A 25,619-nucleotide genomic window follows, 5' to 3' on the forward strand; every position below is an offset into this window, starting at 1 on the left:
TAGGCGCGGCCTGAGGAGAGAAGTGCATGACGCAAGTCACGGTGAAAGAATTGGCCAAAGAGGTCGCCGCACCGGTAGAGCGCCTGTTGCAGCAGATGCGTGAGGCAGGTCTGCCGCACACCGACGCCGGACAAGTTGTGACCGACAATGAGAAGCAGGCTCTGCTGGCTCATTTGAAAAGCAGCCACAAGGCTAAAGTGGAAGAACCGCGCAAGATCACTTTGCAGCGCAAGACCACTAGCACCCTGCGTGTTGCTGGCAGCAAAAGCATCAGCGTAGAAGTACGCAAGAAGAAAGTATTCGTTCAGCGCAGCCCGGAAGAAATCCAGGCTGAGCAGAAGCGCGAGCTCGAAGAGCGCCGTGCAGCAGAGAATGCAGCCCGTCAAAAGGCCGAAGAAGAAGCCCGCGTGCGCGCCGAAGAAGAGGCACGTCGCCAGCCTTCGACGCCTGCACCGGCACCGGCCGCGGCCGCGGCTCCAGCACCGGCTCCGGCCGTTGCCGCGCCTGTGGTCGACATTGCGCCGGCTCCGGTTGCCGATCGCAAGAAAGACGAGCCACGTCGCCCGGACAAACCGCGCAACGAAGACGCCCGTCGTGATGGCGATCGCAAGAACGCCCCGCACCGTGCTTCGGTCAAGGAAAAAGAGAAGGTTCCGGCCCCTCGTTCGGCTCCGCGTACCACCGACGAAGAAAGCGATGGCTTCCGTCGTGGCGGCCGTGGCAAGTCCAAGCTGAAAAAACGTAACGCCCACGGTTTCCAGAGCCCGACCGGCCCAGTGGTTCGTGACGTACAGATCGGCGAGACCATCACTGTCGGCGATTTGGCCGCGCAGATGTCGGTCAAGGCTGCCGAAGTCATCAAGTTCATGTTCAAGCTGGGTACTCCGGCCACCATCAACCAGGTACTGGATCAGGAAACTGCCCAACTGGTTGCTGAAGAGCTGGGCCACAAAGTGACCCTGGTCAGCGACACGGCCCTGGAAGATTCCCTGGCCGAGTCCCTGAAGTTCGAAGGCGAGGCTGTTGCCCGTGCGCCGGTCGTGACCGTAATGGGCCACGTTGACCACGGCAAGACCTCTCTGCTCGACTACATCCGTCGTGCCAAGGTAGCGGCTGGCGAAGCCGGCGGCATTACCCAGCACATCGGTGCGTACCACGTTGAAACCGACCGTGGCATGGTGACGTTCCTCGATACCCCGGGCCACGCGGCGTTTACCGCGATGCGTGCCCGTGGTGCCAAGGCGACCGACATCGTGATCCTGGTGGTTGCAGCGGACGACGGCGTGATGCCGCAGACCGTTGAAGCCGTTCAGCACGCTCAGGCCGCCGGTGTTCCGCTGGTCGTGGCAGTGAACAAGATCGACAAGCCGGGCGCCGATCTCGATCGCATCCGCAGCGAACTGTCGGTTCACGGCGTGACCTCCGAAGAGTGGGGTGGCGACACTCCATTCGTGCCGGTCTCGGCGAAGATGGGTACCGGTGTCGACGAACTGCTCGAAGCCGTCCTGTTGCAGGCTGAAGTTCTCGAACTGACCGCCACGCCGTCGGCTCCTGGCCGCGGTGTCGTTGTCGAATCGCGCCTGGACAAGGGTCGTGGCCCGGTTGCCACCGTGCTGGTTCAGGACGGTACCCTGCGCCAGGGCGACATGGTACTGGTCGGTTCGAACTATGGCCGCGTTCGCGCCATGCTCGACGAAAACGGCAAGACCATCAAGGAAGCAGGTCCGGCCATTCCGGTCGAGATCCTGGGCCTGGACGGTACGCCGGACGCTGGCGACGAGATGAGCGTGGTTGCCGACGAGAAGAAAGCCCGTGAAGTGGCTCTGTTCCGTCAAGGCAAGTTCCGCGAAGTCAAGCTGGCCCGCGCTCACGCCGGCAAGCTGGAAAACATCTTCGAGAGCATGGGTCAGGAAGAGAAGAAGACGCTCAACATCGTCCTCAAATCCGACGTCCGTGGCTCGCTGGAAGCTCTGCAGGGCGCTCTGAACGGCCTGGGCAACGAGGAAGTGCAAGTGCGCGTAGTGGGCGGCGGCGTCGGTGGTATCACCGAAAGCGACGCCAACCTGGCACTGGCCTCCAATGCAGTACTGTTCGGCTTCAACGTGCGTGCCGATGCCGGCGCGCGCAAGATCGTCGAGCAGGAAGGTCTGGATATGCGTTACTACAACGTGATCTACGACATCATTGAAGACGTCAAGAAAGCCCTGACCGGTATGCTCGGCAGCGACGTTCGCGAGAACATCCTGGGCATCGCCGAAGTGCGTGACGTGTTCCGTTCGCCGAAATTCGGTGCGATTGCCGGTTGCATGGTTATCGAAGGTGTCGTGCACCGTAACCGTCCAATCCGTGTACTGCGTGAAGACATCGTTATCTTCGAAGGCGAGCTGGAATCCCTGCGCCGCTTCAAGGATGACGCTTCCGAAGTACGTGCCGGCATGGAGTGCGGTATCGGCGTGAAGAGCTACAACGACGTCAAGGTCGGCGACAAGATCGAAGTCTTCGAGAAAGTCCAAGTGGCTCGTACGCTCTGATTTGCGAGCTCGAGGAACCTGGTGGAATGCATATCGGCACTCCAGTGCGGTTCTAAACGCAACGCCCGGTCCGGCTTCCAGCCTGGCCGGGCGTTTGCCGCTTCTAGTTACAGGTAATAAACATGGCAAAAGAATATAGCCGTACCCAGCGCATTGGCGATCAGATGCAACGCGAACTGGCGCAACTGATCCGCCGAGAAGTGAAGGACCCACGCGTAGGCCTGGTCACTATCACTGCAGTGGATGTCAGCCGTGACGTTGGTCACGCCAAGGTGTTCATCACCGTGATGGGTCAGGAAACTGCCGAAGACATCAAGCAGAGCATCAAGGTGCTCAACGCGGCAGCGGGTTTCCTGCGCATGCAGTTGGGCAAGGAAATGAAGCTGCGCAGTGTTCCCCAGTTGCACTTCCATTACGATGAAAGCGTGACTCGCGGTGCCCATTTGTCGGCACTGATCGAGCGCGCGGTGGCTGAAGACAGCCAGCATCAGGACGCTGATTCAAAACCAGACGCCGAGGTGTAAGCGGTGGCTCAGGTCAAGCGTATTCGTCGTAACGTCAGCGGCATCATCTTGCTCGACAAGCCGTTGGGGTTCACCTCCAACGCAGCCTTGCAGAAGGTTCGCTGGCTGCTCAATGCCGAGAAGGCCGGCCACACCGGCAGCCTCGACCCGTTGGCCACCGGCGTGCTGCCGCTGTGCTTCGGTGAAGCGACCAAGTTCTCTCAGTACCTGCTCGATTCCGACAAGGGCTACGAGACCGTCATGCAGCTGGGCATGACCACCACCACGGCGGATGCCGAAGGTGAGGTTTTGCTGACCCGCGAGGTGACCGTTGGTCGTGAGGATATCGAAGCTGTCTTGCCACGCTTTCGTGGTCAAATCAGCCAGATACCGCCAATGTACTCGGCGCTCAAGCGTGACGGACAGCCACTTTACAAGCTTGCACGTGCAGGTGAAGTAGTGGAGCGCGAAGCGCGTTCTGTTACTATTGACCGCTTGGAATTGCTCGACTGCGAGGAAACTCGCGCACGGCTGTCGGTAGGCTGCTCGAAAGGCACCTACATCCGTACGCTGGTCGAAGATATCGGCGAGCAATTGGGTTGCGGTGCTTACGTTGCGCAATTGCGCCGTACCCATGCCGGCCCTTTCACGTTGGCCCAGACGGTCACGCTCGAAGAGCTTGAACGCGTCCACGCAGAAGGTGGCTTTGAGGCGGTCGATCAGTTTTTGATGCCCTCGGACAGCGGTCTGCAGGATTGGCCACTGCTCCAGTTCTCCGAGCACAGTGCGTTCTACTGGCTGCACGGACAACCGGTAAGAGCCCCGGACGCGCCGAAGTTTGGCATGGTGCGGGTGCAGGATCACAATGGTCGTTTCATCGGTATCGGTGAAGTGAGCGAAGACGGGCGCATCGCGCCACGTCGCTTGATTCGGTCTGAATGACCGAACCCTGCGGTGTCACCACCACAGGGAAAGAGGATGGCTGTTAGTAGGCACGGTCACTCCTCACTTTTAAATACAGGGAACTATCCCTGGCCTATTGGAAACCGTTCATTCGGTTCCCTTGATTGGAGAAGCCCACATGGCACTCAGCGTTGAAGAAAAAGCTCAGATCGTTAGCGACTACCAGCAAGCCGTTGGTGACACTGGTTCGCCAGAAGTGCAAGTTGCACTGCTGACCGCCAACATCAACAAGCTGCAAGGTCACTTCAAGGCCAACGGTAAGGATCACCACTCCCGTCGTGGTCTGATCCGCATGGTAAACCAGCGTCGCAAGCTGCTGGACTACCTGAAAGGTAAGGACACCACTCGTTACAGCGCCCTGATCGGTCGCCTGGGTCTGCGTCGCTAATAGCGCCCTGGCCAGTGGTGTGCGCGGCGTGCTGCATTCGTCGACTCTGGCGCCTGGCGCCAGGGTCGATGAGCATCCCGCGCGTATCTATGAGGTTGGTTGTCTGTCGTGCTTGAGCGCTTTTGCGCCAAAGCAGGGCAGGCTTCCAGCCTCAAGTTTTATCTGGACGGTCAAAGGGGCCGAATCCCCTGTCTGCCCAAGAATTTCGCAAGAAACCAGTTCCCCCAGAGCCACTAAAGAAGGTAGGAAACCGTGAACCCGGTAATCAAGAAATTCCAGTTCGGTCAATCGACCGTCACCCTCGAGACGGGCCGTATTGCTCGTCAAGCCTCCGGCGCCGTATTGGTCACCGTCGACAACGACGTCACCGTGCTGGTGACTGTGGTCGGCGCCAAGCAGGCTGATCCAGGCAAGGGCTTCTTCCCTCTGTCTGTGCACTACCAGGAAAAAACCTACGCTGCCGGCAAGATCCCTGGCGGTTTCTTCAAGCGTGAAGGCCGTCCTTCCGAGAAAGAAACCCTGACCTCGCGTCTGATCGACCGTCCGATCCGCCCGCTGTTCCCTGAAGGCTTCATGAACGAAGTGCAGGTCGTCTGCACCGTCGTTTCCACCAGCAAGAAAACCGATCCGGACATCGCTGCGATGATCGGTACCTCGGCTGCCCTGGCGATCTCCGGCATTCCTTTCGACGGCCCGATCGGCGCTGCGCGCGTTGCTTTCCATGAAAGCACCGGCTACCTGCTGAACCCGACTTACGAGCAGCTGGCCGCGTCCAGCCTGGACATGGTCGTTGCCGGTACTTCGGAAGCTGTATTGATGGTTGAATCGGAAGCCAAAGAGCTGACCGAAGACCAGATGCTGGGCGCCGTACTGTTCGCCCACGACGAATTCCAGGCTGTTATCCAGGCTGTCAAAGAGCTGGCCGCCGAAGCTGCCAAGCCAACCTGGGACTGGGCTCCTGCGGCCGAAGCCACCGACCTGCTGGGCGCTATTCGTGCCGAGTTCGGCGAGGCGATCTCCCAGGCTTACACCATCACCGTCAAGGCCGACCGTTATGCCCGCCTGGGCGAGCTGCGTGACCAGGTTGTTGCCAAGCTGTCGGGCGAAGAAGGCCAGCCATCTTCCAGCGACGTCAAAGCCGCGTTTGGCGAAATCGAATACCGCACCGTTCGCGAAAACATCGTTAACGGCAAGCCGCGTATCGATGGCCGTGACACCCGCACTGTACGTCCGCTGAACATCGAAGTCGGCGTTCTGCCAAAAACCCACGGTTCGGCACTGTTCACCCGTGGCGAAACTCAGGCTCTGGTAGTCGCGACCCTGGGTACTGCCCGTGACGCACAGCTGCTGGACACTCTGGAAGGCGAGAAAAAAGACCCCTTCATGCTGCACTACAACTTCCCTCCGTTCTCGGTGGGCGAGTGTGGTCGCATGGGCGGTGCTGGCCGTCGCGAAATCGGTCACGGCCGTCTGGCCCGTCGTTCGGTTCAGGCCATGCTGCCTGCTGCCGACGTGTTCCCGTACACCATCCGCGTGGTATCGGAAATCACCGAGTCCAACGGTTCGAGCTCCATGGCTTCGGTTTGTGGTGCTTCCCTGGCTCTGATGGACGCTGGTGTGCCGATGAAGGCGCCAGTTGCCGGTATCGCCATGGGTCTGGTTAAAGAAGGCGAGAAGTTCGCTGTCCTGACCGACATTCTGGGTGACGAAGACCACCTGGGCGACATGGACTTCAAGGTAGCCGGTACCGCCAAGGGCGTCACCGCGCTGCAGATGGACATCAAGATCAAGGGCATCACCGAAGAAATCATGGAGATCGCTCTGGGCCAAGCCTTGGAAGCGCGCCTGAACATCCTCGGTCAGATGAACCAGATCATTGGTCAGTCCCGTAGCGAACTGTCGGAAAACGCTCCGACCATGATCGCGATGAAGATCGACACCGACAAGATCCGTGACGTCATCGGTAAAGGCGGCGCCACCATCCGCGCCATCTGCGAAGAAACCAAGGCTTCGATCGATATCGAAGACGACGGCTCGATCAAGATCTTCGGTGAAACCAAGGAAGCTGCAGAAGCTGCTCGTCAGCGCGTGCTGGGTATCACTGCAGAGGCTGAAATCGGCAAGATCTATGTCGGTAAGGTCGAGCGCATCGTGGACTTCGGTGCTTTCGTCAACATCCTGCCGGGCAAGGACGGTCTGGTTCACATCTCGATGCTGAGCGATCAGCGCGTAGAGAAAGTGACCGACATCCTGAAAGAAGGCCAGGAAGTGGAAGTGCTGGTACTGGACGTGGACAACCGCGGCCGTATCAAGCTGTCCATCAAGGATGTGGCTGCAGCCAAGGCTTCGGGTGTTTGATCACTGAAGCTTGCTGAAAAAGAGGACTCTTCGGAGTCCTTTTTTTGTGTGCGCCCAGCATGGGCGCAATCTTGTGGGTGAAAGTCCCGCCGTGAGCTGACCACAGCGAACGAAGTGAAGCGCAACTGCATGAGGGTGACCGAGTGTGGGGAGGAAGCGTGAATCGAAGCCATGAGCCGATGTACAAGAACCGGATAAAAGGCGAAGCCGATCAGGGTGAGCGGGCACAAAACCGCGAAGCTCTTGTGGTCAAAGATCAGGCAGCGTAAATCCGGCGGTTGTGTGGTGAAGGATTGCGTTCTTACCTGGGGAGATCTCGCCTCATGCCTGAAAGGGCGACGGCGCGAGCCGGAGCGAGAAGTCAGCAGAGGCCGTAGTAGTCTTTTTTTTGACGAAGGGCTGAACGAGAGAAAGCGTTATAGGTCATGTTGATGCGAAAGACCGGAAGTCAGATGCCTGCCAAACGCGGGGCGGATGGAGATAACGAGCGGTGAAGTCGTGAGAAGTCCCGTCAGCGACGAGGTCAATTGCCCGCAAGATGAATCCGACTACGCAGGGCAAGGGCTGCTGGAACGCGCCTTTGCGAGAGAAAACCTGAAACGGGCGTGGAAACGGGTCAAGGCCAATAAAGGTGCAGCAGGGGTCGACGGTCTGGATATAGATCAGACGGCCGAACATCTGCTGAGCCAATGGGTTGTGATTCGTGAACAGCTTGTGTCCGGTGTCTATCGGCCTAGTCCGGTACGACGTGTGGCCATCCCCAAGCCCGACGGCGGTCAGCGCGAGCTGGGTATTCCGACGGTCACCGACCGTCTGATCCAACAAGCGTTGCTGCAAATTTTGCAGCCGCTACTCGATCCCACTTTCAGTGAGCACAGCTACGGCTTCCGTCCGGGGCGTTGTGCACAGGGGGCCGTCTTGGCGGCTCAGTGCTACGTGTCCTCGGGTCGAAAAGTGGTGGTGGATGTGGATCTGGAGAAATTCTTCGACCGGGTCGATCACGACATTCTGATGGATCGTCTACGTAAACGGATTTCGGATCGGGCGGTTATCCGGCTGATTCGGGCGTATCTGGGTGCGGGAACGCTGATTAATGGCGTGCTCGAAAACAGTCTTTGCGGGGCGCCGCAAGGCGGCCCGCTGTCGCCGTTGCTGGCGAATGTGCTGCTGGATGAAGTGGATCGGGAGCTTGAACGCCGAGGTCATTGCTTCGTGCGCTATGCCGACGATGCGAATGTCTATGTTCGCAGTCAGAAGGCGGGGCACCGGGTAATGGCTTTGCTGAGGCGTCTGTATGAAAAGCTGCACTTGAGTGTCAACGAGAGCAAAAGTGCAGTGACGAGTGCGTTTGGTCGCAAGTTTCTAGGCTATGAGTTGTGGATAGCCCGAGGCGAAGTCAAACGTGCTTCATCCTACAAAGCGCAGAAGCAGTTCAAGCAGCGGATACGCTGGTACACCCGGCGCTCATGCGGTCGTAGCCTGCAACAGATCGTCGATGATCTGCGACCTTACATTCTGGGGTGGAAAACTTACTTCGGCTTGTCGCAAACCCCAGCCGTCTGGCGTGAGCTGGACGAATGGATACGACACCGGCTGCGAGCGATCCAGCTCAAGCAGTGGAAGCGGGGAACGACGACCTATCGGGAGCTGCGAGCGCTTGGCGCGACCCGGCAAGTGGCGCAAAAAGTGGCTGGAAACACCTGTCGCTGGTGGCGTAACAGTCGTTTGGAGCTGAATCGCGTGCTTAATATTGCGTGGTTCGACAGGCTGGGATTAGTGCGCCTCTCATAACCTCAATCTCTCGAACCGCCCGGTGCGGACCCGCATGCCGGGTGGTGTGGCAGGGGAGCGGCCTGTGAAGGCCGTCCCCTATGCCGATCTGGCACAAAGGCCGCGCGAATTGGTTTGCGGACATGCAACTTGCACGCGCAATTAAGAATATCAAAGGGGTCAAAGCCGTATCGGCTGATGGCCTGAAAGCAGACTAACCCCCTTTTTTCGAAACCCGCTGGCAACGATCGTCGCCAGGCCGAGGTTCATGCGAAGGCCATAAGGACTTGGTACTCAAAGCCCCGGCACTTGGTGCCGGGGCTTCTCTTGATGTGGGAGCCGGAACTCACTCGGCATCCAGATGCAGCGGCGTCACCACGCGCCCATCGCTTTGGGCCTCACCCAGCGCCGCATCGATGAAGTACACCCGGTCGTCAGCCAGCTGGCCCTTGTCCACCAGGTAATCCTTGATGCTGCTGGCCCGCGCCTGGCCCAACTGGCGCAGGAGCAGGGCGCTTTCGGCCCAGGACTTGAGCACCCCTTCGCGCAACTTCGCGGTCCGTTCGGTGCGGTCCAGCTGCTCCCATTCGCCCGGTGGCTGCTGTTTCAGGCGGGCCCGGTAGATGCCTTCCAGCATGGGGTTTTTCTCGTCTTCGGGCACCTGAAGCTGGGTGGCCTGGGCCGGAACCTTTTCGCCGCGCCGCTGCAGGATCTTGTAGTAAGTGCTCTGGTATTCACGTTCAAGCCGCTGCTCGGCAATCAACGGGCCGTCGCTGCTCTGGGCGCTGGTGCCTTCGATTTCCAGGCGCAGGGCAGGGCGTTCCTTGAGTGCGGCGGCCAGCTTGTTCAGGGCACCCTGGGCGTCGCCACTCAGCTCGCTTGAGCCAGCGGCGAAAGACACCGTGCTCAAGTCTTCGGCGCCGCCCCCGCTGACCAGCCCGCCAATGAACTTGAAGGGCGCCTGGGCGGCTCGCAGCACCAGGTTGCGCAGGGTTTGCCAGACGATCGGCATGACACTGAACTGTGGGTCGTTGAGGTCGCCCGAGACGGGCAATTCAATGGATATCCTGCCTTGAGTGTCCTTGAGCAGGGCCACGGCCAGTCGAATCGGCAAGTCCACGGCGTCCGGGCTGTCGACTTTTTCACCCAGTTGCAGCTGTTCTACCACGACTTTGTTTTCAGCTTGCAAACGGCCCTTGGTAATCACGTAGTGCAGGTCGAGATTGAGCCTGCCCTTGCGGATGCGAAAGCCGGCGAACTTGCCCGAGTAAGGGGTAAGGTTGGTCAGCTCGACGCGTTTGAAACTGGTGGCGATATCCAGGCTGGCCAGCGGGTCGAAGGGGTTGAGGCTGCCTTTGATGGTCACCGGCGCATAGCGGTCGACCTTGCCCTTGATATCGATCCTGGCCGGCTTCTGCTGGCGACTGTCGATCGTGCCGATCTGCCCGTTGAGCTGCTGAATGGCGGTGGCGAAATCGGGAGTCAGGCTGAAGTCGGCGAAGTTGGCCGAGCCATCATTGATGACGATCCCGCCGATATGAATGCCCAACGGCTTGTCGTTGCGCGAGGCAGGCTTGGCCGGCCCCTTGGCGGCGGTGTCGGCGGGCTGCGGGATCAGCAGGTCGTCGATATTGGTGGTGCGGTCTTCGTTGATCATGAAGCGCGCATAGGGTTGCTTGAGGTTCACTTTGGCAATCGACAGCGCATCGCCATGGCGATACTCGAGACCCTCCAGATCCAGCTGCTCCCACTTGACGAAGTCACGGCTCTTGAGCGTATCGAGGGTATGCAACTGATTGACCCGGGCCTTGCCGGCAACACTGAAGGCCAGGGGATCAGTGCTCTTGAGATCGACCGCTAGCTCACTGCCGAGCATGCCGCTGCGCAGCTCTAGGCGAATGAAGGGGCTGATGTACGCCTGCGCCACCCGCAGGTCGATATCCTGCGTGGTGACGTTCAGCCTGGCACTGACGGGCGCCAGGTTCAGCTCGCCGTTTGCTGTGAGCTTGCCCTGTTTGCCCAGGCCGGTATCGACCTTGAGCGTGAAGGGGGACTGGTTGAGGCTGTCGAAATTCTGCAGGTCGACATTCAACGGGCCGAGCTCGAGGGCAACCGGTTCTTTCGGTACCCGATCGGCCAGGTGAACCTGATAGTTGCGCAGTTGTACGTCGCGCAGCAGCACTTGCCAGGGTTTGTTCGGTGCGCTCGGCACCGGTTTCTCCGGGGCCTTGGGGTCAGCCGTGGCGGGTGCGGTTTTCTCTTCGGGCTCGGGTTTTTTGGCCGGCTGGCTGGCGAACAGCTTTTGCCAGTCGAGTTGGCCATCGGCCTCGCGGGCAGCCCAGGTCTCGAGTTTCTGGCTGCGGATCTTGCCCACGGTGACCAGCTGCTTGGCGAGGTCTACCGAGGTTTCGCTGATATCCAGCCGTTCCATGCGCACCAATGGGCGCCCATCCGGGGTCTTGATTGCGAAAGGGGCGACATTTACCGAGGTATTTTCCAGCAGCAGCTGGGTTTCCTTGGCCAAGTTAAGCTTGTAGTCGGTGCTCAGGCTGACTACACCGTCTTCCAGAACCAGCGGCACTGCATCGCGCACATAGGGCCAGAACGATTTCATCTTGCCGTCGGTGATCTTCAGCGTGCCCTCTGCGACGATCGGCACCAGGCTGACGCGACCGGTCCAGTCGATCCGGCCTCCGGCAGGGCCGATCGCGACCAGGGTCATCTCGGCATTATCGTCGGGCAGCGTGCTGAGATTGTTCAGTTCCAGATTCATCGAGTCGTAGAGAAACTCGATCGGCTCGCTGGGGCGCATATCCTTGAAGTGCAGGTAACCATCGGTGAGCTTGATGCTGTCGATACGCAGCGGGAACGGGTCGCTGGCGGGTTCGTCCGGTTTCGGTTCGCTGGGCGGCAGTTTGAACAGCTGCGCAAGATTGAGGCTGCCATCCTTGCTGAACAGCAATTCGGTACGTGGTTTGTCCAGCGCCAACCCGGCCATATGCAGGGCGCCGGTCCACAGGCTGTCGATTTGCAGGTCGGTGTAAAGGCGCTCGAAGCCGACCTGCTCCTGGCCAGGCTCGCCGATATGCAAACCCCACAGGGTGAGCTCGAGGCTGAAGGGGTTGAGCTCCAGGCGGTCCAGCTGTGCAGGAACAGTGGAGTAATTCGCCAATTGCTGATTGGCGATGCGCAAGGCAACGCCAGGCAGTATCAGAAAGCCGAGCAGGCTATAAAGGGCGAGGACGGTCAACAAGGCGCCAATGGCGCGTTTCAATCCTTTGGGCATGTGAGGCGTCATCTGTCTCGATCGGAGGTGGTTGGAGTATGGCACGCGAAACCAGTTCCGAAGAAAACACCTCTTTACTCGAAATAAAACGCCGATCTGTCTGTAGGATTTATAGCTGCAAGATGAGCGTCTTCAGAGGTGGCTGCTGATCGCGGGAGGGAAAGTCGCTTGCCGGGGGCATGACTTGCCACTCGCGAACCGGGCGGCCGGCCTTTTCCGCACAGCGCAGTACCTGCTCACGCCAATCGTCCAGGCTGACCTTTGCCAGGTTGTTGCAGCAGATCAGCACGCCGTCGTCTGCGGTACTGAGCAGGGCCGGCTTGAGCAGGCTCTGGTAGTCGCGCAACAGGTCGACCGTGCCGAATGCGCTTTTGGCCCAGGCCGGTGGGTCTAGAAACACCAGGTCGTATTGGCGCTGCTGCAGGCGCGGGTAACTGGGCAGTTTCTGGCCGCGACGCTGGGTGATCGGCAGGCCCGCCAACTGCCGAATCGCCGGGAAATAGTCCGATTGCACGAACTGCATTTCGGGGAGGTGCGGGTTGAGGGCGCCGTTCTCGCGGCCAACGGCGAGGTTGCCTTCAGCAAAATCCAGATTGCAGACCTCTCTGGCGCCACCGGCTGCGGCACTCAGGCCAACCCCGCAGGTATAGGCGAAAAGGTTCAGGACCGTTTTGCCGGCGCTGTGCGCTTTCACCCAGCCGCGGGCATTGCGCAGGTCGAGAAACAGCAAGGGGTCCTGACCTGCGTGACGTGCGCGGACCCGATAGTTCAGGCCCCATTCCTGTGCGGTCAGGTCGGCCAGCGCAGCTTCGTTGGCGCGGTATACGGGGTCCTGGCGATCGATGCGTGAATTGCCCTGCGAGCGGTCGTTGTAGACCAGCAGCGTTTCCAAGCCCAGCTCACGGTTGACGGTTTCGTGCACGGCGAGCAGGGCATCAAGCTCCAGCGTCTGGTGAAAACTCTGGACCAGTAGTTGCGGGCCATAGCGGTCCACGGTCAGGCCGCCAGCGCCTTCCTGGCTGCCATGGAACAGGCGGTAACAGTTGGTGCCCTGCTGGTGCAGTTCGGCGAGGAGGTCTTTGCGGGCATCGAGGGCGGCGCGCAGCGCCTGATTCAAGAGGGACATGCACGTGGCCTTGGCTAGGGACGTGCAGTTTAACAGCCACGAAGGGGCTCCGTGGAGCCCCGACTTTTTACGCAGACTAGCGCTCGATCGCCAGTGCCACGCCTTGGCCGCCACCGATGCAAAGGGTCGCAAGGCCCTTCTTGGCGTCACGCTTGATCATCTCGTGCAGCAGGGTCACCAGCACGCGGCAGCCCGATGCGCCGATCGGATGGCCGATGGCGATGGCGCCACCGTTGACGTTGACCTTGCTGGCATCCCAGCCCAGCTCCTTGCCGACCGAGAGCGCCTGTGCGGCGAACGCTTCGTTGGCCTCGATCAGGTCCAGTTGGTCCAGGGTCCAGCCGGCTTTCTCCAGGCAGCGGCGGGTGGCGCTGACCGGGCCGATGCCCATGATGGCCGGATCGACCCCGGCATTGGCGTAGGCTTTGATGCGTGCGAGTACCGGCAGGCCGAGCTGATCGGCCTTGGCGGCGCTCATCAGCAGCACGGCAGCTGCGCCGTCGTTGAGGGACGAAGCGTTGCCAGCGGTCACGCTACCGTCTCTCTTGAAGGCAGGCTTGAGCTTGCCCAGCGATTCGGCGGTGGTGCCGGCGCGGGGGTGTTCGTCGTTGACGAATGCCACAGGATCGCCTTTGCGCTGCGGAATCAGGATCGGGGTGATTTCATCGGCGAATCGCCCGGACTCGATGGCGGCGACGGCCTTTTGTTGGGAGGCGGCGGCAAATGCGTCCTGGTCTTCGCGGCTGATGCCGTATTTTTCTACCAGGTTTTCGGCAGTGATGCCCATGTGGTAGTCGTTGAAGGCATCCCACAGGCCGTCACTGATCATGGTGTCGATGATCGTGCTGTGGCCCATGCGCAGACCGGTACGGGCCCCCGGCATGACGTAGTTGGCCAGGCTCATGTTTTCCTGGCCGCCGGCGATGATCACATCGGCATCGCCACAACGAATGGCCTGGGTACCCAGGTGCAAGGCCTTCAGGCCCGAGCCGCAAACCTTGTTCAGGGTCAGCGCGGGGACGGCGTGAGGCAGGCCGGCCTTGATCGCCGCCTGACGGGCAGGGTTTTGCCCGGCGCCGGCGGTCAGGACCTGGCCGAGGATGACTTCATCGACCTGCGCGCCATCCAGGCCGGTCTGGACCAGGAGTTGGCGAATCACCGCCGCACCCAGGTCGACCGCGGGAACGGTCGCCAGCGATCCCTGGAAACTGCCGACAGCGGTACGGGTGGCGGCAACGATTACGACATCTTGCATGGCGCGGGTCCTCACTCTTACTGGATATTGCCCCGGCAACGGCAGGCGCTCCCGAATGGCTGATAGAAACGCATGTTGGCATAGAGCGGGGGCCGGATCCATTACGGACCGATCAGTCACGGTTTATTGCCGATGTATCAGGTTATACCCATGCGTCGACGTGCCCGATGTACCGAGCCGTCACGCACCGCCCAACGCAGGATGGGCGCGGTGTTGGCAACGCCCAGGCGGATCAGGCCGCGCCGTAGCGGGCTTTGCGACAGCTCTAGCTGGCCGCTGGCCCAGGTGGGCAACAGATCGATACCGGCTTGCAGCATCAAGGCGCCAAACGGCTTGGTCAGCCGGCTGGGTGCCGGTGCGGCGAGCAGTACCCGAACGACCTCACGGCTGCGGTGGTCACAGACCAGTTGCGGCCGCATGCGCTGCAAATAGTCGGCGATGGCCTGGCGCGAGCGAGGCACGTTGTGCGCGCCGAGGCGCTCGGCCACCAACGCGATCTCGGCGTAATAGGCATCCTGGTCGGCGAGTGACAACCGTGGGTTGCGGTAGCGCAGGTGCGCGGCAAGAAAGCTGCTGACCTCGGCCACATGCACCCAGGTCAGCAGGTCTGGATCGCTGGCGGCATAGGGGCGACCGTCTTCGGCGTTGCCCACTACCTGCAGGTGGATGCTGCGGACCTTGTCGATCAGCCAGTTGGCGTCCTGGGTCGAGCCAAAGGTGGTGCCGGAGATGAACTGCCCGGTTCTGCGCAAGCGACCGAGCATGTCCTGGCGAAAGTTCGAATGATCCCAGACCCCGGCCAGCGCCAGTGGGTGCATGACCTGCAGCAGCAATGCGCTGATGCCGCCAATGAGCATGCTGGTAAAGTCGCTGTGCACCCGCCAGCAGACGGAGTCAGGCCCGAACAGGCCGGGATCGCCCTTGGGGTTTTCCAGATCCAGCTGGCCCAGTGACAGGCCGGTCAGGCTCAAAACCTGTTTTTCAATACGCCGACGAATGAGTTCCATGATTGCTTGAGCAGGTGCCTGGCGCTGTGCAGCGGCGCCAGGCGGGTCAATGGTTCAGGCGCTTGTCGATCAGGCCCTGGACCACGCTCGGGTCGGCCAGGGTCGAAGTATCACCCAGGCTGTCCAGTTCGTTGCAGGCAATCTTGCGCAGAATACGGCGCATGATTTTCCCTGAGCGGGTCTTGGGCAAGGCAGGCGCCCACTGTATGAGTTCCGGTTTGGCAAAACTGCCGATTTCCTTGCTGACCAGCGTCAGCAGTTCCTTGTGCAGCGTTTCGTCCGGGGTCACGCCGTTCATGGGCGTAACGAAGGCATAGATGCCCTGGCCCTTGAGGTCGTGAGGGTAACCGACCACGGCGGCTTCGGCGATGCTGTCGTGCAGGACCAGCGCGCTTTCCACTTCGGCGGTGCCGATTCGGTGGCCGGAAACATTGATCACATCGTCGATACGGCCGGTGATCCAGATATCGCCGTCTTCGTCGCGGCGGGCGCCGTCGCCGGTGAAGTAATAGCCGGGAAAGGGTTTGAAGTAGGTGTCGATCATCCGTTGATGGTCGCCATAGACGCTGCGGATCTGCCCTGGCCAGCTGGCCTTGATCGCGAGGATGCCGCTGCCGACCCCTTCGATCGGCTTGCCTTGTTCATCGAGCAGCACCGGTTGTACACCGAACAGTGGCTGGGTCGCGCAGCCGGGCTTGATCCGGCGGGTTCCCACCAGCGGGCTGAGCATGATGCCGCCGGTTTCGGTCTGCCACCAGGTATCGACAATCGGGCAGCGTTGTTTGCCGACCTCGTTGAAATACCATTCCCAGGCTTCCGGGTTGATGGGCTCGCCGACACTGCCGAGCAGGCGCAGGCTGTCGCGAGAGGTCTTTTCCAGTGGCCCCGGGCCTTCTCGCATCAGCGCGCGCAAGGCGGTGGGCGCGGTGTAGAAAATATTGACCTGGTGTTTATCGACGACCTGCCAGAAACGCGAAGTGTCGGGGTAGCTCGGCACGCCTTCGAAGATCAGGCTGGTAGCGCCATTGGCCAGCGGCCCATAAACGATGTAGCTGTGGCCGGTGACCCAGCCGACGTCGGCGGTGCACCAGAAGACTTCGCCATCACGGTAGTCGAAGACATGTTTGAAGGTCAGCGCGGCCTGCAACAGATAGCCGCCGGTAGTGTGCAGCACGCCCTTGGGTTTGCCGGTGCTGCCTGAGGTGTAGAGGATGAACAGCGGGTCTTCGGCGTCCATCGGCTCTGGCGGGCAATCGCTGCTGGCCCGTTCCACTGCCTGGTGATACCAGAGATCACGCCCCTCGACCCATTGGACAGCGTTTTGGGTTCGTTCGACCACCACGACCGTGCTGACGTCGGGGCAACTGAGCAAGGCTTTGTCGACGTTGTTCTTGAGAGGTACATATTTACCGCCGCGCACGCCCTCGTCTGCGGTAATGACCGTGCGGCAATCGGCGTCGAGAATGCGATCGCGCAGCGCGTCCGGGGAGAAGCCACCGAACACCACCGAATGAATCGCGCCGATACGGGTGCAGGCCAGCATCGCGTAGGCCGCTTCCGGCACCATTGGCATGTAGATACAGACCCGGTCGCCTTTCTTGACCCCGCGACTTTTCAGCACGTTGGCCAGGCGGCAAACGTTGCGATGCAGGGTTTTGTAGTTGATTGCGCCAGTGTCGGCGGGATTGTCGCCTTCCCACAGCAGGGCGATCTGATCACCGCGCTTTTCCAGGTGGCGGTCGATGCAGTTGTAACTGACGTTGAGCTTGCCGCCCTTGAACCAGGTGGCCTGGCCAGTCGTCATGTCCCACTGCTGGACGCTGTCCCAGGGCTTGCTCCAGTCGAGCAGGGCATTGGCCTGTTCAGCCCAGAACTGATCGGGTTGTTCTATTGATTGCCGGTAAAGCCGTTGATAGTCGTCCTGGCTCAGTTGCGCCGCTTTACTGACGGCATCGGCTTGTGGATAAGCGCTGATATCGAACATGGCGGGTCCTTATTCTTGTTGTGCAACAAGCCTAAGGGTGCGCTTTGAACTCGCACGGTTCAAGAGGGGGAACGCGACCCCGGAACGTCCCCTCGAGGAGAGGGGACATATGAGGTGATCAACCGCGATGACGGCCGCGGAAGTAATTGATCAGGCCCTGGGTCGAAGCGTCCTCTGCAGGCTCTTCGATGCTGCCTGTCAGGCGCTGGTAGACACCCTTGCCCAACTCCTTGCCCAGCTCCACGCCCCACTGGTCGAAGGCGTTGATGCCCCAGACGACGCTTTGCACGAAGACCTTGTGCTCGTACATCGCAACCAACGCACCAAGACGTCGTGGGCTGATACGCTCGACCACCAGGGTATTGCTCGGACGGTTGCCCGGAATCACCTTGTGCGGCGCCAGCTTCTGGATATCGGCGGCGGCCATGCCCTTGTCGCGCAGTTCGGCCTCGGCTTCTTCGCGTGTCTTGCCGAGCATCAGCGCCTGGCTCTGGGACAGGCAGTTGGCGTACAGCCATTGATGATGGTCGGCAACCGGGTTGAAACTCACGACCGGGACGATGAAGTCCGCCGGGATCAGTTGTGTGCCCTGGTGCAGCAACTGGTGATAAGCGTGCTGGCCGTTGCAACCGACGCCACCCCAAATGACCGGACCGGTGTCATGGTTTACCGGCGTTCCGTCCTGGCGCACGCTCTTGCCATTGGACTCCATGTCCAGTTGCTGCAGGTGCTTGGTGATGTTGCGCAGGTAGTGGTCGTACGGCAGGATCGCGTGGCTTTGCGCGCCCCAGAAGTTGCCGTACCAGACGCCCAGCAGGGCCAGCAGCACCGGCATGTTCTGTTCGAAAGGCGCATTCTGGAAATGCTGGTCCATGGTGTAGGCACCGGACAGCAGTTCCTTGAAGTTGGCCATGCCAATGGCCAGGGCGATTGGCAGACCGATGGCCGACCACAACGAGTAGCGACCGCCGACCCAGTCCCACATCGGGAAGATGTTCTCTTCGCGGATGCCGAACGCCACGGCGGCTGCGTTGTTGCTCGAAACGGCGATGAAGTGGCGATACAGCTCGGCTTCCGAGCCACCCTGTGCCAGGTACCAGGCGCGGGCAGCCTGGGCGTTTTTCAGGGTTTCGAGGGTGCTGAAGGATTTGGACGAAACAATGAACAGGGTCGTCTCGGCGCGCAGCTTGGCCGACAGCTCATGGAACTCGCTGCCATCGATATTGGCCAGGTAATGGCAACGCACGCCTTTCTGGGCATAGGGCAGCAATGCTTCGGAGACCAGTTCCGGGCCCAGGAACGACCCACCGATACCGATGTTGACCACGTCGGTGATGGGCTTTTCGGTGTAACCGCGCCACAGACCATCATGGATGCGCCCAACCAGCTCGGTGATCTGGTTCAGCACCTTGTGCACTTCAGGCATCACATTGACGCCATTGACGTTCAACTTGTCGCCGACGGGTCGGCGCAGGGCAGTGTGCAGCGCCGGGCGACCTTCGGAGCTGTTGAGAAGCTCGCCGGCGAACAACGACTTGATGGCATCCTGCAAGCCGACCTCACCTGCCAGCTTGACCAACAGGTCACGGGTCTGATGGGAGATCAGGTTTTTCGAGTAGTCGAGAAACAGCCCGCAACTACTCAGGGAGAACTGGGTGAAGCGCTGCGGGTCGGCATTGAATGCATTGCGCATGCTGAAGCCTTGCATGCTTTCGCGGTGTTGCTTCAGCGCCTGCCAGGCGGGCAGAGCGGTAACGTCGTGAGGAGTGCGGTAATACGCCATCGCTGCAGGTTTCCTTATTCCATGAACTGCCTTTGGACACTAAAAAGCCCGGCCAGGTTGCGTAAAAGCGACGAGATGGAGTCAAGCGGCACAGCCGACGCAAAATCCAGGCAGGGTCTACCTACAGTAAACGTCCTTGGCTTGCGTGTCTGTGCCTGTTTTTAACATTACTCGATGCTTGTTCGCACGCCATGGACGGGCTTGTCCGTCAATCAGGCGACCTGGACGGGAATCGCGTTGCTGGTGTGGCTCAACTCATTGCCAGGCGCCATGTACAGCATGCTCGGCTTGAAGTTGAGCAGCTCCGCTTCGCTGAAATGAGCATAGGCACAAATGATGACCCTATCACCGACCTTGGCCTTGTGGGCCGCCGCGCCATTGACGGAAATCATGCGCGAGCCTTCTTCACCGCGAATCGCATACGTGGTGAAGCGTTCGCCGTTGTCGACGTTGTAGATCTGGATCTGTTCGTACTCATGAATGCCTGCCAGGTCCAGCCACGTCCCATCGATGGCGCAAGAGCCTTCGTAGTCGAGTACGGCGTGGGTGACTTCTGCGCGGTGCAACTTGGCCTTGAGCATGATGGCGTGCATGGGGTGCTTCCTCTGACAGGTCTTCACTCAGGGGCTCGGAACGTTCCTGAACCCCGCGGGCGACGGCAGTGTGCCCGAAGCTAAAAGCCCGGGCAACAAGGGCTTCAAGCGTTTTTGTCGAGATTCAGGTGCAGGTTGTCGATCAACCGGGTGGCACCCAGATAGGCCGCCACCAGAATCACCAGATCGCGGTCCTCGGCGGTTGCCGGACGCAAGTTGAGAGCGTTACGGATTTCCAGGTAGTCGGGGCGAAACCCGGCGGCGCTGATCTGCTCAAGGCCGGTCTGCACCACTTGGGCGTAGTCGCGGCCACCATTGCGAATCGTCTTGGCCATCTCGCTCAGGGTGCGGTACAGCGCCGGTGCAATGGCGCGTTGTTCTTCAGTGAGATAGCCATTGCGCGAAGACAGTGCCAGGCCATCGTCGGCGCGCACGGTCGGCTCGCCGATGATTTGAATGGGCATGTTCAGGTCGCGCACCAGCGAGCGGATCACTGCCAGTTGCTGGAAATCTTTCTGGCCGAAGACCGCCAGGTCCGGCTGGACCATGTTGAACAGTTTGCTGACCACGGTCGCGACGCCTTCGAAGTGCCCGGGGCGACTCGCTCCGCAGAGGCCTTCGGACAGCTGGGGAACGCTGACACGGGTCTGTATGGCCATGCCGTCGGGGTACATTTCCTCGACCGAGGGGGCGAACAGCAGATGGCAGCCGGCCACCAGGAGTTTTTCCTGGTCGGCGGCGAGGGTGCGCGGGTATTTGTCGAGGTCTTCGGACGGGCCGAATTGCAGCGGATTGACGAAAATGCTCGCCACAACGAAGTCGACCCGTTGGGCTGCCTTGGCGACCAGCGCCGCATGGCCGCTGTGCAGGTTGCCCATGGTCGGAACGAAACCGATGCGCTTGCCTTCGCTGCGGGCGCGGGCGACCGCGGCGCGCAGTTCACGGACGGTTTTGACAGTGTTCATGCGCTGAATCCATGTTCGATGCCGGGGAAGGTTACTGCCTTGACTTCATTCACATAGGCGCTCAATGCGCCCTGGATATCGGCCTGACCGGCCATGAAGTTCTTCACGAACTTCGGTACTCGCCCGCTCAGCGACAGCCCGAGCATGTCGTGCAATACCAGGACCTGACCGTCCGCGGCACTGCCGGCGCCGATGCCGATGACTGGAATTTTCACGGCCTGGGTGATCTCGGCCGCCAGCTCGCTCGGTACGCACTCGAGCAACAGCATCGCAGCCCCGGCCTGTTCCAGGGCGATGGCGTCGGCACGCATCTGCCGGGCCTGGTTCTCCTGGCGGCCCTGGACCTTGTAGCCGCCGAGGATATTGACCGCTTGTGGAGTCAACCCCATGTGGGCGCAGACCGGGATACCGCGTTCGGCGAGCAGACGAACGGTCTCGGCCAGCCAGGCGGCACCTTCGAGCTTGACCATATGAGCGCCGGCCTGCATGAGCATGGCGCTGTTGGTGAACGCTTGTTCGGTGGTGGCATAGGCCATGAATGGCAGGTCGACCAGGATCAGCGCCCCCTGGTTGCCGCGCTTGACGCTGGCCACGTGGTAGGCCATCTCAGCGGTGGTAACCGGCAGCGTGCTGTCATGCCCCTGCAGGACCATGCCCAGGGAGTCGCCCACGAGCAGGACTTCAACACCGGCCTGGCTGGCAGCCTGCGCGAAGGTCGCGTCATAGCAGGTCAGCATGGTTATTTTCTCACCCTTGAGCTTGAGGCTCTGCAGGGTGGTCAGGGTAATGTCTGGCATGAAAAGGTGTCCTCAGTCTGGCGCTGTGAAAACTACTGCGGTCAACGTGCGTGATTCGATTGCCTGGAACAGGTCAGCATCTATCGTGCTGTTTTAAAAGCGACCTGTTCCAAAGGTGTTCGCGCCGTTTTGCGTCGGTTCAGAGCAACGGGACGCCTATAGTCGTGAGGAGGGGGCGTTAAGTCAATTACCCGTGTTACTGCAATGTTACTGATGCAGTGTTACGGGCGTTACCGAGGGGGCGTGAGAAGGGCTACAAGCGCTCCAGCCCTTCGAAGGGGCAATCGGCCAGCAAGGTGCTGAGTAGACGGCCATCGGCCAGTTGCAAGCCTGCCGGAACCAGTTCGGCCAGCGGGTAAAGCACGAAGGGGCGAGCCTGCATATGATAATGCGGGACTTTCAGGCGCGGTTCGTCGATCAGGCGCTCACCGAACAGCAGAATGTCCAAGTCCAGCGTGCGAGGCCCCCAGCGTTCCTTGCGCTCACGGCCCTGGCCGGTCTCGATCGCTTGCAGTGCATCGAGCAGGCTCAGCGGTGCAAGGCCGGTGTCCAGTGCCGCCACGGCGTTGGTGTAGCGTGGTTGGCCGGGCAGCAGAGAATCACTGGTGTAGAACGAAGAAACGCCGACCAGGGTCGTTCCGGGCAGTTGCTCAAGCGATTGCAAGGCGCTGCGCAGCTGTTCCTCTGGGGCAGCCAGGTTGCTGCCCAGCCCGATGTATACGCGCTCCATGTTTATTCGCCTGCTGCGCTCGAGGCGTCGCCGGCACCGCGCTTGCGCTTGGTAGCACTGCGACGGCGCTTGCGCGGTGCTGCACCGCTGTCGTCCTTGCCGCCCAGGTCGCGAATCATGTCGCGACGTTCGCTTTCATTGCTGTCCTGGTAATCGGTCCACCACTCACCCAGGCCATCGGTTTCCTCACCTGCGCTCTCGCGCAGCAGGAGGAAATCGTAACCGGCGCGAAAGCGTGGGTTGTCTAGCAACTGGTCGGCACGCTTGCCGCTGCGACGCGGCAGGCGTTCCTGCATGTCCCAGATCTCGCGGATGGGCATCGTGAAACGTTTGGGGATCGCGATCCGCTGGCATTGTTCGCTGATCAGTTCGTGCGCCGCTTCCTGCATGGCTGGAATGGGCGGCATGCCGCGGCTCTGCAGGCGCAGGACCCGGGCGGGCAGCGCAGGCCAGAGCAGGGCGGCAAACAGGAACGCCGGCGTCACCGGTTTGCCTTGCTTGATACGCAGGTCAGTGTTGATCAGTGCTTCACTGATCAAGGTATGGGTATAAGTCGGGTGCTCTTCCAGTGCTTCGGCGCTCGCCGGGAACAGCGGCTCGAACAGCTCCAGGTCGACCAGCATCTCGAAGGTATCGGCGGCGTAGCCCGACAGGAACAGCTTCAAGGTCTCTTCGAACAGCCGCGCCGATGGGATCTCGCGCAGCAGTTGTGCCATTGGCTTGATTGGCAGGGCCGAATGCTTTTCGATGCCGAAATCGAGTTTGGCCGCGAAGCGTACGGCGCGCAGCATCCGCACGGGGTCTTCCTGGTAGCGCTGCTGTGGGTCGCCGATCAGGCGGATCAGGCGGTTGCGAATGTCGTGCACGCCATTGGCGTAATCGAGAATGCGCTCGCTGACCGGGTCGTAGTACAGCGCGTTGATCGTGAAGTCGCGCCGTTGGGCGTCTTCTTCCAGGGTGCCATACACGTTGTCGCGCAGGATCCGTCCGCTTTCGTTGCGGGAGGACTTGTTGCTGTTTTCCTCTTCGTCGATCGGGTGGTTGGCGCGAAACGTGGCGACTTCGATGATTTCACGGCCGAAATGTACGTGAACGAGCTTGAAGCGTCGGCCAATGACCCGGGCGTTGCGAAATTCTGCGCGCACTTGTTCAGGGGTGGCGCTGGTGGCGACGTCGAAGTCCTTGGGCGTGATGCCCAGCAACATGTCGCGTACGCAACCGCCTACCAGATAGGCTTGATAGCCGGCATTTTGCAGGCGTTCGACGATGCCCACCGCATGGCGACTGAATTGGCCACGTTGCAGCGAGTGTTGACCGCTATTGAGCACTTCTGGCGTGGTGCGCAGGTGTTGCACACGACGCACGGGAGGACGTAAAGACTGGAACAGCTTCTTCAGCATGGGATGCACTGTTTGAAGGAATGTTCGGCCAAATCGAAGAATGACCGCATGATGGGCGGGGATTCTAGCATTTAGTAGGGGAATGGTGTAGGACGCAGCGGCGAAGGGCATTGCAGAGGGGGCCAGAGCTCTTTTTTGGAAACTACAAGGGGAGCCGAAGCTCCCCCAGAAGTAGTTGCGTGCTCTATTTTTATTTTTCGTGGGCTTTTTGTTTTTGTTGAATGCCCTGCCACAAAGCTTTTCGCTTGTGACGACCTCCCAGTCGGGAGCCAAGAGCAAACGGATTGCTTTGATCGCTGACGTTGCGATGATCTTTCGATCCAACCAGTTCAGGCCCTGCTTGAGTGCAGTTTTTTGTTGTTCTCTGCCTGGTCGTGGGGCAAGCCCCAAGTACAACTCGTCGCCAAAAGAATCAGTTAGCTGCGCCTCCGCCGTGTTGTTTTTATTGTGCGTGAGTCGATTCGTCTTATTTTTATTGTCTTAGCATTGCTTGTTATTGTTCTTGTACCAAACATATAGCAGGACCTGTGCCAACTTTTCTCGACCCTTTGAAAACAAGGGGTTGCGAGGAATCGACAGAAAATTCAGGCCAAAAAAAACCGGGGCTTCGTTACCGTAAGCCCCGGGTTTTGTTACGTGATTTGGACTGGGTAACAGTTTGTGGCCATCAGAGCGCGTTACCCACACGCCCCAGTGTAACGGTTGCCCCTACAACGGCTCAGCCTTCGCTGGTGGCTCCGGTCTTTCGGCGCGGGATTCCCAGGCGTTGACGTCGCTCCCACAGGCATTTTCGGCTCACGCCGAGTTTGCGCGCGAGCTCGGTTTCGGTCATGTGGTCCTGATGCTCGAGGACAAAGTGCTGGAAGTAGTCTTCCAGTGACAGGTCTTCGGTCGGCTCATGGCTGGTGTTGCTGGTGCCGCTCTGCTGCGAAGGCAGGCCAGCAAAAGCATCATCGTCGTCTTCCAGATCACCCAGCTCGATGTCGATGCCCAGCAGTTCCGCGGAAATTTCCGGGCTTTCGCACAAAATGACCGCGCGCTCGACGGCGTTTTCCAGTTCGCGCACGTTGCCCGGCCAGGAATAATGACGAATGGCCTGTTCGGCATCGCTGGCGAACCTCAGGTCGTTCCTGCCGATTCGAGCACTTTGCCTGGCGAGGAAGGCATTGGCGATTTCGTTGACATCGGTGCCACGCTCGCGCAGGGCAGGCAATTTCAAGGCGATGACATGCAGGCGATAGTACAAGTCCTCACGGAACTGACCGATCTTGGCCAGGCTCTTGAGATCGCGGTGGGTGGCTGCAATCAGGCGGACATCGACCTTTTGCGACTGTACCGAGCCGACCCGGCGGATTTCACCTTCCTGCAGCACCCGCAGCAGGCGTGCCTGGGCCTCGAGCGGCAATTCACCGATCTCGTCAAGGAACAAGGTGCCGCCGTCCGCCGCTTCGACCAGGCCGGCACGACCGGCACTGGCACCGGTGAAGGCGCCTTTTTCGTGGCCGAACAGTTCGGATTCGATCAATGTTTCCGGAATGGCTGCGCAGTTCACCGAAATCATCGGTGCCTTGGCGCGCCTGGACAGGTTGTGCAGCGCACGCGCTACCAGCTCCTTGCCGGTGCCCGATTCGCCCTGGATCAACACATTGGAATCGGTGGGCGCGACCTTGCGAATCTTGCTGTAGAGGTCCTGCATGGGCGGGCAGGTGCCGATGATGCCGATTTCGCCATTGGCACTGTCGGCCCCGGCTTTTTCGCTGGCGCCATTGCCCTTGCCGTTACCACGCTCGGCAGCGGGCGCCGGAGCGGACTGGCGGTCGCGCAGGATCCGGGCCACGGCCTGGAGCATTTCGTCGTGATCGAAAGGCTTGGCGATGTAGTCCACCGCGCCCATTTTCATCGAGTCGACTGCCGAACGCAGACTGGCGTAGCTGGTCATGATCAGCACGGGTGTGCCCTGGCCCAGTTTGATCAGTTCGGTACCCGGGGCGCCGGGCAGGCGCAGGTCGCTTACGATCAGGTCGAACGTCGGGATGGTGAAGCGTTCCTGGGCTTCCTGTACCGAGCCCGCTTCGCTGACCTGGTACTGATTGCGTTCGAGCAAGCGACGCAGGGCTGAGCGAATAATGGTTTCGTCTTCGACGATCAGAATATGCGGCATTGATTCAATTCTCTCGACG

18 protein-coding genes are annotated in these 25,619 nt (G+C 60.4%); 6 read left to right on the forward strand and 12 right to left on the reverse strand.

Annotated features, from left to right (window positions below):
• The first annotated feature begins 26 nt into the window (after positions 1-26).
• From infB to ltrA, 6 genes are all read left to right on the forward strand, one after another.
• Positions 27-2,531, forward strand: coding sequence for a translation initiation factor IF-2 (gene infB / locus NVV94_RS03845; RefSeq protein WP_258445924.1), 2,505 nt, complete (start codon positions 27-29; stop codon positions 2,529-2,531).
• Positions 2,532-2,653: 122 nt separating this feature from the next.
• A complete protein-coding gene (gene rbfA, locus NVV94_RS03850) occupies positions 2,654-3,055 on the forward strand; it encodes a 30S ribosome-binding factor RbfA (protein ID WP_258445925.1) in 402 nt (133 codons plus the stop codon).
• A 3-nt stretch (positions 3,056-3,058) separates the two neighbouring features.
• Complete coding sequence (gene truB / locus NVV94_RS03855) at positions 3,059-3,976, forward strand: tRNA pseudouridine(55) synthase TruB (RefSeq protein WP_258445926.1); 918 nt, start codon at positions 3,059-3,061, stop codon at positions 3,974-3,976.
• 139 nt (positions 3,977-4,115) lie between these two features.
• The gene (gene rpsO, locus NVV94_RS03860) at positions 4,116-4,385 is read left to right on the forward strand and encodes a 30S ribosomal protein S15 (RefSeq protein WP_258445927.1); all 270 of its coding nucleotides are present in this window, start codon (positions 4,116-4,118) and stop codon (positions 4,383-4,385) included.
• Positions 4,386-4,637: 252 nt separating this feature from the next.
• Positions 4,638-6,743, forward strand: a complete 2,106-nt coding sequence (gene pnp / locus NVV94_RS03865; RefSeq protein WP_258445928.1) for a polyribonucleotide nucleotidyltransferase — start codon at positions 4,638-4,640, stop codon at positions 6,741-6,743.
• Positions 6,744-7,217: 474 nt separating this feature from the next.
• Positions 7,218-8,534, forward strand: coding sequence for a group II intron reverse transcriptase/maturase (ltrA, locus tag NVV94_RS03870; protein WP_258444342.1), 1,317 nt, complete (start codon positions 7,218-7,220; stop codon positions 8,532-8,534).
• A 325-nt stretch (positions 8,535-8,859) separates the two neighbouring features.
• Here ltrA and NVV94_RS03875 read toward each other — a convergent pair whose 3' ends face one another.
• The 12 genes from NVV94_RS03875 to NVV94_RS03930 all read right to left on the reverse strand — a co-directional run bounded on the left by NVV94_RS03875 (position 8,860) and on the right by NVV94_RS03930 (position 25,600).
• Positions 8,860-11,799 (reverse strand): DUF748 domain-containing protein, encoded by a 2,940-nt coding sequence (locus NVV94_RS03875; protein WP_258445930.1) that lies wholly within the window; start codon positions 11,797-11,799, stop codon positions 8,860-8,862.
• Positions 11,800-11,908: 109 nt separating this feature from the next.
• A complete protein-coding gene (locus NVV94_RS03880; protein WP_258445931.1) occupies positions 11,909-12,925 on the reverse strand; it encodes a class I SAM-dependent rRNA methyltransferase in 1,017 nt (338 codons plus the stop codon).
• A gap of 76 nt (positions 12,926-13,001) precedes the next feature.
• The gene (locus NVV94_RS03885; RefSeq protein WP_258445932.1) at positions 13,002-14,180 is read right to left on the reverse strand and encodes an acetyl-CoA C-acetyltransferase; all 1,179 of its coding nucleotides are present in this window, start codon (positions 14,178-14,180) and stop codon (positions 13,002-13,004) included.
• Between the two features lie 137 nt (positions 14,181-14,317).
• Positions 14,318-15,187, reverse strand: coding sequence for an oxygenase MpaB family protein (locus NVV94_RS03890; RefSeq protein ID WP_258445933.1), 870 nt, complete (start codon positions 15,185-15,187; stop codon positions 14,318-14,320).
• A gap of 46 nt (positions 15,188-15,233) precedes the next feature.
• Positions 15,234-17,171 (reverse strand): acetate--CoA ligase, encoded by a 1,938-nt coding sequence (gene acs / locus NVV94_RS03895; RefSeq protein ID WP_258445934.1) that lies wholly within the window; start codon positions 17,169-17,171, stop codon positions 15,234-15,236.
• Positions 17,172-17,289: 118 nt separating this feature from the next.
• Complete coding sequence (pgi, locus tag NVV94_RS03900; RefSeq protein ID WP_258445935.1) at positions 17,290-18,954, reverse strand: glucose-6-phosphate isomerase; 1,665 nt, start codon at positions 18,952-18,954, stop codon at positions 17,290-17,292.
• Positions 18,955-19,166: 212 nt separating this feature from the next.
• Positions 19,167-19,547, reverse strand: a complete 381-nt coding sequence (panD, locus tag NVV94_RS03905; RefSeq protein WP_258445936.1) for an aspartate 1-decarboxylase — start codon at positions 19,545-19,547, stop codon at positions 19,167-19,169.
• A gap of 104 nt (positions 19,548-19,651) precedes the next feature.
• On the reverse strand, positions 19,652-20,512 hold the full coding sequence (gene panC, locus NVV94_RS03910) for a pantoate--beta-alanine ligase (protein ID WP_258445937.1): 861 nt from the start codon (positions 20,510-20,512) through the stop codon (positions 19,652-19,654).
• Positions 20,509-21,309 carry a 3-methyl-2-oxobutanoate hydroxymethyltransferase gene (gene panB, locus NVV94_RS03915; RefSeq protein ID WP_258445938.1) on the reverse strand — a complete coding sequence of 267 codons (801 nt, stop codon included), beginning with the start codon at positions 21,307-21,309 and terminating at the stop codon, positions 20,509-20,511. The genes panC and panB overlap by 4 nt, the downstream gene beginning before the upstream one ends.
• Positions 21,310-21,562: 253 nt before the next feature.
• A complete protein-coding gene (gene folK, locus NVV94_RS03920; RefSeq protein ID WP_258445939.1) occupies positions 21,563-22,039 on the reverse strand; it encodes a 2-amino-4-hydroxy-6-hydroxymethyldihydropteridine diphosphokinase in 477 nt (158 codons plus the stop codon).
• A gap of 2 nt (positions 22,040-22,041) precedes the next feature.
• Positions 22,042-23,439 (reverse strand): polynucleotide adenylyltransferase PcnB, encoded by a 1,398-nt coding sequence (locus tag NVV94_RS03925; protein ID WP_258445940.1) that lies wholly within the window; start codon positions 23,437-23,439, stop codon positions 22,042-22,044.
• A gap of 718 nt (positions 23,440-24,157) precedes the next feature.
• Positions 24,158-25,600: a sigma-54 dependent transcriptional regulator gene (locus NVV94_RS03930; protein ID WP_258445941.1), complete on the reverse strand. Its 1,443-nt coding sequence runs from the start codon at positions 25,598-25,600 to the stop codon at positions 24,158-24,160.
• Positions 25,601-25,619 lie beyond the last annotated feature (19 nt).

The sequence above is a fragment of the Pseudomonas sp. LS1212 genome, from assembly GCF_024741815.1.
Lineage (GTDB): Bacteria > Pseudomonadota > Gammaproteobacteria > Pseudomonadales > Pseudomonadaceae > Aquipseudomonas.